Source organism: Ferruginibacter sp., from assembly GCF_014377975.1.
Classification (GTDB): Bacteria; Bacteroidota; Bacteroidia; order Chitinophagales; family Chitinophagaceae; genus Ferruginibacter.
The window spans coordinates 41,414-52,260 of record NZ_JACMOO010000089.1 but is presented as its reverse complement, the minus strand read 5'-3'; the positions used below and the strand labels follow the sequence as shown (position 1 = coordinate 52,260).

Annotated in this window: 5 protein-coding genes; all 5 read right to left on the bottom strand. The window is 40.1% G+C overall.

Features of this window, described 5'->3' with window-relative positions:
* The coding region (locus tag H7254_RS05210; protein ID WP_301931974.1) for an ammonium transporter at positions 1–1,325 on the bottom strand (1,325 nt) is incomplete at its 3' end.
* Between the two features lie 272 nt (positions 1,326–1,597).
* Positions 1,598–3,073 (bottom strand): glutamate synthase subunit beta, encoded by a 1,476-nt coding sequence (locus H7254_RS05205; protein WP_301920845.1) that lies wholly within the window; start codon positions 3,071–3,073, stop codon positions 1,598–1,600.
* A 48-nt stretch (positions 3,074–3,121) separates the two neighbouring features.
* Positions 3,122–7,705, bottom strand: coding sequence for a glutamate synthase large subunit (gene gltB / locus H7254_RS05200; protein ID WP_301931973.1), 4,584 nt, complete (start codon positions 7,703–7,705; stop codon positions 3,122–3,124).
* 75 nt (positions 7,706–7,780) lie between these two features.
* A complete protein-coding gene (gene ilvA / locus H7254_RS05195; protein ID WP_301931972.1) occupies positions 7,781–9,202 on the bottom strand; it encodes a threonine ammonia-lyase in 1,422 nt (473 codons plus the stop codon).
* A 24-nt stretch (positions 9,203–9,226) separates the two neighbouring features.
* Positions 9,227–10,711, bottom strand: a complete 1,485-nt coding sequence (gene ilvC, locus H7254_RS05190) for a ketol-acid reductoisomerase (protein WP_301931971.1) — start codon at positions 10,709–10,711, stop codon at positions 9,227–9,229.
* Positions 10,712–10,847 lie beyond the last annotated feature (136 nt).

Genomic DNA, 10,847 nt, shown 5'->3' with positions numbered 1-10,847 from the left:
TGTGACTCATCCAACCCGGCAGTTTCTTCATCTTCAGAAACCCGTAACGGATTAATAAAATTGATGAATTTAAAAATAAGCCACCCTACCACAAAACTATAACTGGCAACGATGATCATTCCCTTAAACTGGGTAAAAAATAAGTCGCCGCCAAAAAATAAGCCCTGATGATTGGCAGTTGCATCCAAACCAACTCCGCTGTTCACTGCATGAGATGCAAATACGCCCGTTAATAACATCCCAACAATACCTCCCACTCCATGACATGGAAAAACGTCTAAAGTATCATCTACTTTAGATCTTGTACGTAAAGAAACAGCCAGATTTGAAATGATTGCGGCAATAAAGCCAATAAATGCACTATGTGCAATGCCTACATAACCAGCACCCGGCGTGATAGCTACTAAACCAACTACTGCGCCAATACAAAATCCCTGCACGGAAGGTTTTTTTCCCCTAAGTACGTCAAAAAACATCCACGATAAACCTGCAGTAGCGGCTGCAATATTTGTTGTGGCAAAAGCTGATACCGCCAGCGTATTGGCTGCCAGGGCAGAGCCAGCATTAAAACCAAACCATCCAAACCAAAGCAAACCGGTTCCTATCAGCACATAGGGTACGTTAGCAGGATGATTTTCAATATTTTCTATATGTGATTTTCTTCTTTTTAAAACCAACGCACCGGCGAGGGCCGCACACCCTGCAGTAATGTGTACCACCGTACCACCGGCAAAATCCAGCACCCCCATTTTAAATAAAAAACCTTTTGGATGCCAGGCCCAGTGACAAACAGGAAAATATATAAATAAACAAAACAGCACTATAAATAAAGCGTAAGAAGTAAATTTAACCCGCTCAGCTACTGCACCCACCACCAATGCTGGGGTAATAATAGCAAACATCAACTGAAATATTGAAAACAGCGTTAACGGAATAGTGGGGGCTCCAACCCATGGAGCGCTGGAAACCACATTTTTATAAAACAAATGGGACATCGGATTTCCGATAATACCGTTTATACTGGTTCCAAAAGACATTCCATAACCAACTGTAAGCCATAATACGGTAACGATACCAGCAGCAACAAAACTTTTGATCATGGTGCTTAACACGTTTTTCCGGTTAACCATGCCGCCATAAAAAAATGCCAGGCCAGGCGTCATTAAAAATACCAACGCGGTTGCTATCAATACCCAGGTAATATCACCAGTTACATACTTCGATGTATCAGCGTAAACTTCTGCTGTTGGAAAAAATAAACTACCAATGGCAACTGCTGTAAGTGCAAAGAAGGGTAACACTTCTTTAATTCCGACTTTCTTCATAACTTTTTAGGTTTTAATATTAAACATAGTTATATATTTAGTTATTTATACAATGTTAAGTCAAATTCCTAATTAAATCCCTAAAAAATGAACTAAATTCTTAACATTTTATCAATAATCTAAGATAAATTCCAGAATCTAAATACATTAATTATATATATTATAAATATCTATCCATAACTGCTAGATTATTACAAAACTAATATCAAAAACCTAAACAAAACAGGCCCTTTGAATTAACAAAGGGCCTGAAAAAATTAAATTAAAATTTATTATACCAGGTAACGGGCAATCATATTTCCATCTGCAGTTTCCAATAAGGAATTTCCAACTAAAAATTCATCTACTTTTTCTGCACAATCTCTACCTTCTTTAATAGCCCAAACTACCAGCGACTGTCCGCGGCGCATATCGCCGGCAGTAAATATCTTACCAATATTTGACTGATAATTTTTTTCAGATGCCCTTACATTTCCTCTTTCATCCAGTTCCAGTTCCAGTTCCTTAATCAATCCCTCGTGTTGGGGATGCACAAAACCCATGGCAAGCAAAGCCAGTTCGCAGGGAACTTTTCTTTCGCTTCCTTTAATTTCCACAAATTGTGCAGGTCGTTGGTCCACTACTTTCCATTCAAGATCAACTAATATTAAGGCTTTTAAATTTCCATCCTGGTCACCGATAAATTCTTTAGTAGCAACTGCCCAATGCCTTTCGCAACCTTCTTCATGAGAAGAAGTGGTTTTTAATAACATCGGGTAGGTTGGCCATGGCATTACATTATTTCTTGCATCCGGAGGTTTAGGTAATAATTCAAACTGAGTTATTGATACTGCACCGTGCCGGTTGCTGGTACCTACGCAATCACTTCCTGTATCGCCACCACCAATAACGATTACATTTTTTCCTGTAGCTAAAATATCTTTTTCTGTAACTGTTTTTTTTGCGACTCTGTTATTTTGTTGTTTCAAAAATTCCATCGCAAAATGCACTCCCTTTAACTGTCTTCCTGGAATTGGTAAATCCCTTGGTACTGTAGAGCCTCCGGATAAAACGATGGCCTGGTATTCTCTCAGTAAATCACTAATACTAATATTTACACCTACATGAGCATTGCACTTAAAAACAATACCTTCTTCTTCCATCAGTTTTACCCTTCTGTCAATTACCCATTTTTCCAATTTAAAATCGGGAATGCCATACCTTAATAAACCACCGGGTGCATCATCTCTTTCAAAAACAGTAACCGCATGACCGGCAAGGTTTAGTTGAGCTGCCGCAGCCAATCCTGCCGGGCCACTTCCTACAACTGCCACCTTTTTACCGGAACGGTAAATTTGTTTATGTGGCTTTACAAAGCCTTTATCAAATGCTATTTCAATGATATGCTTTTCAATTTCTTCAATCGTTATTGCTGGCTGATTGATACCTAACACGCAGGAGGTTTCGCAGGGTGCCGGACAAATTCGTCCGGTAAACTCGGGGAAATTATTGGTGGACGAAAGAATATCGTATGCTTCTTTCCAGCTTTTGCGGTACACTGCATCATTGAACTCTGGTATCACATTTCCAAGCGGGCAACCGCTGTGGCAAAAAGGTACACCGCAATTCATACACCTGCCTGATTGCTGGTTCAACTTTTCGTCGGGAAACCTTTCAATAAATTCCTTATAATCGTGTACACGTTCCTGAGCGGGGCGCTTGGCAGGAAGCTCTCTTGTAAATTCTAAAAAACCCGTTGGTTTGCCCATTGTATTAATTTGTTTTTCGATTAATTAATTTCTTTCTCCCTTTTATCTTTATTTAATTTTCCCCTCTATGGCTGCCGTTGTAATTTTTGCCAAAACTTTTTTATAATCCTTTGGAAATACTTTTACAAAATTTTTCAACTGGTTATCAAAATCATCCATTACAAACCTTGCTACCGTACTTTTTGTATAATTAAAATGCTTGCTGATTAACTGATATAATTCAACTTTATCTGTCTCACTTACCGGATCAAGATCAACCATTTCATGATTGCAGTTAAGATCAAAATTGCCTTTTACATCATACACATACGCAATACCACCACTCATACCTGCTGCAAAATTTCTGCCTGTATTTCCTAAAACTACTACCTTTCCGCCGGTCATATATTCGCATCCATGATCGCCTACACCTTCTACAACTGCTGTTGCGCCTGAATTTCTGACAGCAAACCGTTCGCCTGCCTTACCGCGGATATATGCCTCGCCGGAGGTTGCGCCGTAAAAAGCAACATTACCAATAATGATATTATCTTCAGGAACAAAGTTTGCTTTGGAAGATGGATACACAATTAGTTTCGCTCCACTTAATCCTTTACCAAAATAATCATTCGCATCGCCTTCCAGTTCCATGGTAACACCTTTGGTATTAAAGGCTCCAAAACTTTGTCCGGCAGTACCGGTAAATTTAAAGTGTATTGTATCATCGGGTAAACCTGCAGCCTTATATTTTTTTGATATCTCGTTGGATAAAATTGTTCCTGTTGTTCTGTCGATATTTTTTATATTAAAAGAAGCGGTTACTTTTTGCTGTTGATCCAATGCAGGTTTTGCAGCTTCCAGTAATTTCCAGTCAAGTACATTTTCCAATTCATGATCCTGACTTTCTTTATTATACAAACCTGTATAGATAGATGCAGGCTCTTTATACAAAACAGGCGACAGGTCCAGCTTGCTGTATTTCCAATGTGTAATATCGGGTCTTGTTTCCAGACAATCTACCTGGCCTACCATTTCATTGATGGTTTTAAACCCAAGCTGCGCCATAATTTCCCTCAATTCTTCTGTTAAAAATTTAAACAGGTTAACAACATGATCGGCATCACCAGTAAAGCGGTCACGCAATTGCGGGTCTTGTGTAGCAACTCCAACAGGGCAGGTATTTAAATGACATTTCCGCATCATAATGCATCCTTCGGTAACCAATGCTGCAGTAGCAACGCCCCACTCTTCCGCACCCAGTAAAGTTGCGATGGCAATGTCACGGCCAGTTTTTAATTGTCCGTCAGTTTGTAAAACAACACGGCTTCTTAATTTATTTTTTACCAGTGTCTGGTGAGCTTCTGCCAATCCCAGTTCCCATGGCAGACCTGCATGTTTGATAGAACTAATCGGTGAAGCACCGGTACCGCCGTCGTTACCCGCTATTAATACCACATCAGCTTTTGCTTTGGCAACGCCTGCGGCAATAGTACCTACACCGGCTTTTGATACCAGTTTTACATTGATACGGGCAGTTCTATTGGCATTCTTTAAATCAAATATCAATTGTGCTAAATCTTCAATAGAATAGATATCATGGTGTGGCGGCGGTGAAATTAATCCAACCCCTGGTGTTGCATGGCGTACCCGTCCAATCCAGTCGTCTACTTTATGGCCGGGCAATTGTCCACCTTCACCTGGCTTGGCACCTTGCGCCATTTTTATTTGCAGTTCATCTGCCTGAGTTAAATAATAACTGGTTACGCCAAACCTTGCAGACGCTACCTGCTTGATGGCACTTCGCATGGAGTCGCCGTTGGGTAACGGTTCAAAACGCATTTCATCTTCTCCTCCTTCACCCGTATTGCTTTTACCTCCCAGACGGTTCATGGCAATCGCAAGTGTACTATGTGCCTCATGAGAAATAGATCCAAAGCTCATGGCGCCTGTAGCGAAGCGTTTCCAGATACCTTCTGCCGGTTCTACTTCATCAATTGAAACCGGTGCACGATGGTAATTGAACTGAAACAAACTGCGCAGGGTACAGGCCTTCTCTCCCTGGTCGTTCACCAGTTTCGAATATTTTTTAAATGTTGGATAATCATTCATCCTTGTTGAGTATTGCAACAGGTGGATGGTTTGCGGATTGAATAAATGAAATTCACCTTTGCGTTTCCACTGGTACAATCCACCTACTGGTAAACGATCTACCGGTATTTCTTTTTTGCTAAATGCAAACGCATGTTTAGCCAGATTCTCTTTAGCAATTTCATCCAGCCCCATGCCCTCAATGCGGGAAATAGCACCCGTGAAATATTTATCTACAACGGATCTGTTTAAACCAATGATTTCAAATATCTGTGCGCCCTGGTAAGATTGCAGGGTGGAAATACCCATTTTAGAAAACACTTTCAACAAGCCATCATTCACCGCTTTGGTGTAATTCTTTTTTAAATAATCTGCATCCAGATCGGTTACCAGTTTACCATTCAATTTCATATCCCTGATACTGGATAAGGCCAGGTATGGATTGATGGCTGTAGCACCAAAACCCAACAGGCAGGCAAAGTGATGTACCTCCCAAACATCTCCCGCTTCTACTACCAAACCTACGCTTCCTCTTAAACCTTTGCGGATAAGATGATGATGCACCGCGGCAGTTGCCAGTAAAGAAGGGATAGGCGCATGATCGGAATCTATCGAACGGTCTGTTAATATCAATACTTCAAAACCATCTTCGGCTGCATCTACCGCATAGCGGCAAATTCTTGCCAATGCTTTTTGCATACTATCCGGCTTACCATCTGCACGATAATACATTTGCAAAGTTTTAGCCTGAAAAACACCGGTATCAATACTTCTTATTTTTTCCAGCTCAAAATTGGATAGTACAGGATGTTGCAATGCTACGGTATGGCATGCCAAAGGATCTTCATTTAATAAATTACCATTATTGCCTACAAATGTTGCCAACGACATTACCAGTCTTTCCCGTATTGGATCGATTGGCGGATTGGTAACCTGCGCAAATAATTGTTTAAAGTAAGAGCTTAGATGCTGCGGCTGATCGCTTAGAACTGCCAGGGGAACGTCGGTACCCATTGAGCCAATCGGCTCTTTGCCATCGAGTGCCATTGGAGCTATGATAGTGTCCAGATCTTCTGTTGTATAACCAAATGCTTTCTGGTATTTAAAAACCTGGTCGCTTTCCAGGTGCGTAAACATAACCCGTGGTTCGGGCAATTCTTCTAACCTGATTTTATATTTATTCAACCACTCGCCATACGGTTTCTGCGAGCAGATGCCTCTTTTCAATTCTTCATCGCTGATGATGCGGCCCTGTTCCATATCTACCACAAACATTTTACCAGGCTGCAATCTTCCGTTTTCTTTTATGATGGAAGGATCAACAGGCAATGCACCTGTTTCTGATGCCATGATAACCCTGTCATCGGTTGTAACACAATACCTTGAAGGACGTAAACCATTTCTATCAAGCGTAGCTCCAATAATTTTTCCATCTGTAAAAGAGATAGAAGCCGGGCCATCCCAAGGTTCCATCATGGAAGCATGGTATTCGTAAAATGCTTTTCTAACCGGGTCCATCCTGTCATCGCCATCCCATGCTTCGGGTATCAGCATCATCATCACTTGAGGCAGGGATCTTCCGGTAAGTGTAAGCAACTCAATCATATTATCAAGACAGGCCGAATCGGATTGCATACTGGTAATTACCGGCAGCAACATTTCCATTTCTTCTTTACTAAAATAGGGAGATACAAAACCTGTTTCACTTGCCTTTAACCAGTTAAGATTTCCCTGCAATGTGTTGATCTCGCCATTGTGTGCAATGTAACGGAAAGGCTGAGCTAACTTCCAGGAAGGAAAAGTATTGGTTGCAAAGCGGGAGTGTACCAGGCCAAAAGCCGATACCACTCTTTTATTATTTAAGTCGGGAAAATAATTGCGTACCTGGCGGCTGGTAAGCTGACCTTTATACACGATTGTTTTATAAGAAAGAGAAGCAATGTAAAAACCAATTGCATCCTGCCTTACGGTATTAGTAATGGTATGACTGGTGTAATTACGCAGTACAAATAATTTTCTTTCAAAATCCAGTGCATTGGTGATATGATCCGGACATGCTATAAAAACATGCTCCATTACTGGTTCTACAGATAATGCTGTAGGGCCGATACCTGTTGTGTTTACAGGAACACTTCGATAGGTTAATATTTCAAGGCCCAGTTTTTCTGCTGCCCTGTTAAAAATATCCCTGCACTCTTCCCTTAATTTAATTTCTTTAGGAAAAAATATTACTCCTACGCCATACTTCCCAAATGCAGGTAAATGCACACCTAATTTTACACATTCATCAAAGAAGAATTCATGTGGTATCTGGATAAAAATACCTGCGCCGTCACCTGTATTGGTTTCGCAACCACAAGCTCCGCGATGTTCCATATTTTCCAAAATGGTTAATGCATCAGAAATGTGCTGGTGACTTTTGTTGCCTTTGATATTGGCGACAAATCCAATACCACATGCATCATGTTCAAACCGTGGATCGTATAAGCCTCCGCTTCCGTTGGCTGTAGCGGAAATAGGTTTTGCGTTAATAGGAGACGTTTTAGTAGTTCCAGTGTTATTCATCTATCGAAATTTATTTTTAAAAAATAGCAACTCATTTAACAATGAATTCATTTTGGCAGCAGCATCGTTTATCAGTTATACCAGGTACCCGTACAGGTTATCGTCCTTTTTAAGTTCTGTAAAGTTGATCTGATATTTATTCAAATTTTGTAACAGCACCTGGTAATCATCTTTAGATTTTAATTCAATGCCTACCAGGGCGGGACCTGTTTCTTTATTGTGTTTTTGCATATATTCAAAGCGGGTGATATCATCATTTTCGCCCAACACAAAATTTACGAATTCCTTTAGTGCACCCGGCCTTTGTGCAAACCTGATCAGAAAATAATGTTTTAATCCTTCGTATTGCAGTGAACGTTCTTTTATTTCCTGCATACGGTCAATATCATTATTTCCGCCGCTCAACACACATACTACATTTTTACCTTTTATCTGGTCTGCATAATCATCCAGAGCGGCAATAGACAGCACACCGGCAGGTTCTGCAACAATAGCATCTTCTCCATACAATTTTAAAATAGTGGTGCAAACTTTTCCTTCCGGCACCAAATGAATTTCACGCAATACCTCTTTACACATTGCAAAGGTAATATCACCGGGTGTTTTTACAGCAGCTCCGTCCACAAAACGATCAATACTATCCAGTATTACAGGTTTGCCGGCTTTAAAAGATTCATACATTGCCGGAGCTCCTTCAGGTTCAACGCCAATTAAAATGGTTTGTGCCGAATTGGTTTTAAAATAGCTTCCAACCCCGGCACTTAAGCCGCCGCCACCTACCGGCAAAAATAAATAATCTATCTGTGGCTGGTCTTCGAGTATTTCCAATCCCACTGTACCCTGGCCTTCAATAATTTTATAGTCATCAAATGGAGGAATAAAAGTCATCTCATTTTTAAGCGTATATTTTTTTGCAGCAACGGCACAATCATCAAAGGTATCACCCACCAGTTTAACCTCAATGCAATCTTCCCCAAACATTTTTGTTTGACTGATTTTTTGATTGGGCGTTACCACCGGCATAAATACCATTCCTTTTACCTGTAGTTTTTTGCAACTGTATGCAAAGCCTTGTGCATGGTTTCCGGCACTGGCACAAACTACCCCTTTTTGTAATTGCTGCGGCGGCAAACTACTCATCATATTATAAGCACCCCGTAATTTATAAGAACGCACCACCTGCAAATCTTCTCTTTTTAAAAAAATATTACATGCATATTTTTTAGAAAGGTTTGCATTAAAAGATAGTGGTGTTCTGGTAATAATACTTTTCAACCTTTCTGCAGCAACAGGGATATCCAATTTGCCTGCAGACCCACCCGATAAAAAAGGAGCTACCTTTTCCCGGTAGTTATTTAGGGTGGGTGCAAAATCCGCCTGCGTCCCATTGTGTTTGGACCCAAGCGAATTTGTAAGACTATTATCTTTTAACACTGTCTGCATTAATTCTATAACTTTTATTAAATTTTCTTCTTTAAAATAAAGGATTCCCTTCAATTACTTTTTTTAAGGAATGGAGGTTTAAGCCACCGTATTAATCGTCTTCATCTCCGTCATAGCTTGTCTTAATTCTGCACCAACTGATTCAATCGGATGGTAGCGGATGATTTCATTTACAGCAATGATCACTTTATTATCGACACCTGCCTCAACACCATCGTTAAAATTTTTACCGATAAGATTGGTATCAACCGTTTTCATAAAATCTGCCAGCAATGGTTTGCATGCATGATCAAATAAATAACAACCGTATTCAGCAGTATCAGAAATTACCCGGTTCATTTCGAATAATTTTTTACGTGCAATTGTATTGGCTATCAGTGGCGTTTCATGCAATGATTCATAGTAAGCAGATTCTTCTTTAATTCCTGATTCAACCATTGTTTCAAATGCCAGTTCAACACCAGCCCTAACAAATGCCACCAGTAATAATCCGTTATCAAAATATTCCTGCTCGGTAATTTTATAAACGGTGGGTGCTGTTTTTTCAAAAGCAGTTTCCCCGGTAGCAGCTCTCCAGGTCAACAAATTCTTATCGCCATTGGCCCAGTCTTCCATCATTGTTTTAGAAAATTCCCCGCTCATAATATCATCCTGGTGTTTCTGGAACAGCGGACGCATAATATCTTTCATTTGTTCCGAAATTTCAAACGCCTTAATTTTTGCAGGGTTTGACAACCTATCCATCATTGCGGTAATACCGCCTTGTTTCAACGCTTCGGTAACTACCTCCCAGCCATATTGAATTAATTTAGCGGCATAGGCTTTATCAACTCCTTTTTCTATCATTTTATCAAAACTGAGGATAGAACCTGTTTGCAGTAAACCACAAAGAATAGTTTGTTCGCCCATCAGGTCGCTTTTAACCTCGGCAACAAAGGATGATTTTAAAACTCCTGCCTTGTTTCCGCCTGTTGCAACCGCGTAGGCTTTTGCATAAGCCCAGCCTTTTTCTTCAGGATTATTTTCAGGATGTACCGCAATTAGTGTGGGAACACCAAAACCTCTTTTATATTCTTCCCTGACTTCTGTACCCGGACATTTGGGGGCTACCATTATCACGGTAATATCTTTGCGTATCTGCATACCTTCTTCTACAATATTAAAACCGTGAGAATAAGATAAAACAGCCCCTTTTTTCATCAATGGCATAATGGCTGTTACTACTGCAGTATGTTGTTTATCCGGTGTTAAATTTATTACCAGGTCAGCTGTTGGAATCAATGCTTCGTAAGTGCCTACGGAAAACCCATTTTCAGTGGCACTTTTCCAGGATTGCCTTTTTGCATCAATGGCTTCCTGCCTTAATGTGTATGAAATATCAAGCCCGCTATCCCGCATGTTTAAACCCTGGTTTAAACCCTGTGCTCCACAACCCACTATCACTATTTTTTTTCCTTTCAGTTCATTTACACCATCTGCAAATTCACTTTTGTCCATAAACTCACATACACCTAATTGATTCAATTTTTCTCTAAGCGATAATGTGTTAAAATAATTAGCCATTGATAGTTTGTTTTTTCTCCTGCCAGTCAGCAATGAGATTTGTTATGAATTGAGGTTTATTTTTTATTTGGGTAAATATCAAGTTTTCACTTAATACAGTAATTTGCTTTAAAGAGGTTCCCATTTTATTGGGCCA

Bases quoted from the DNA above. Each gene is read 5' to 3' on its own strand.
- H7254_RS05205 (WP_301920845.1), bottom strand. From the start codon at position 3,073: ATGGGCAAACCAACGGGTTTTTTAGAATTTACAAGAGAGCTTCCTGCC.
- gltB (WP_301931973.1), bottom strand. From the start codon at position 7,705: ATGAATAACACTGGAACTACTAAAACGTCTCCTATTAACGCAAAACCT.
- ilvC (WP_301931971.1), bottom strand. From the start codon at position 10,711: ATGGCTAATTATTTTAACACATTATCGCTTAGAGAAAAATTGAATCAA.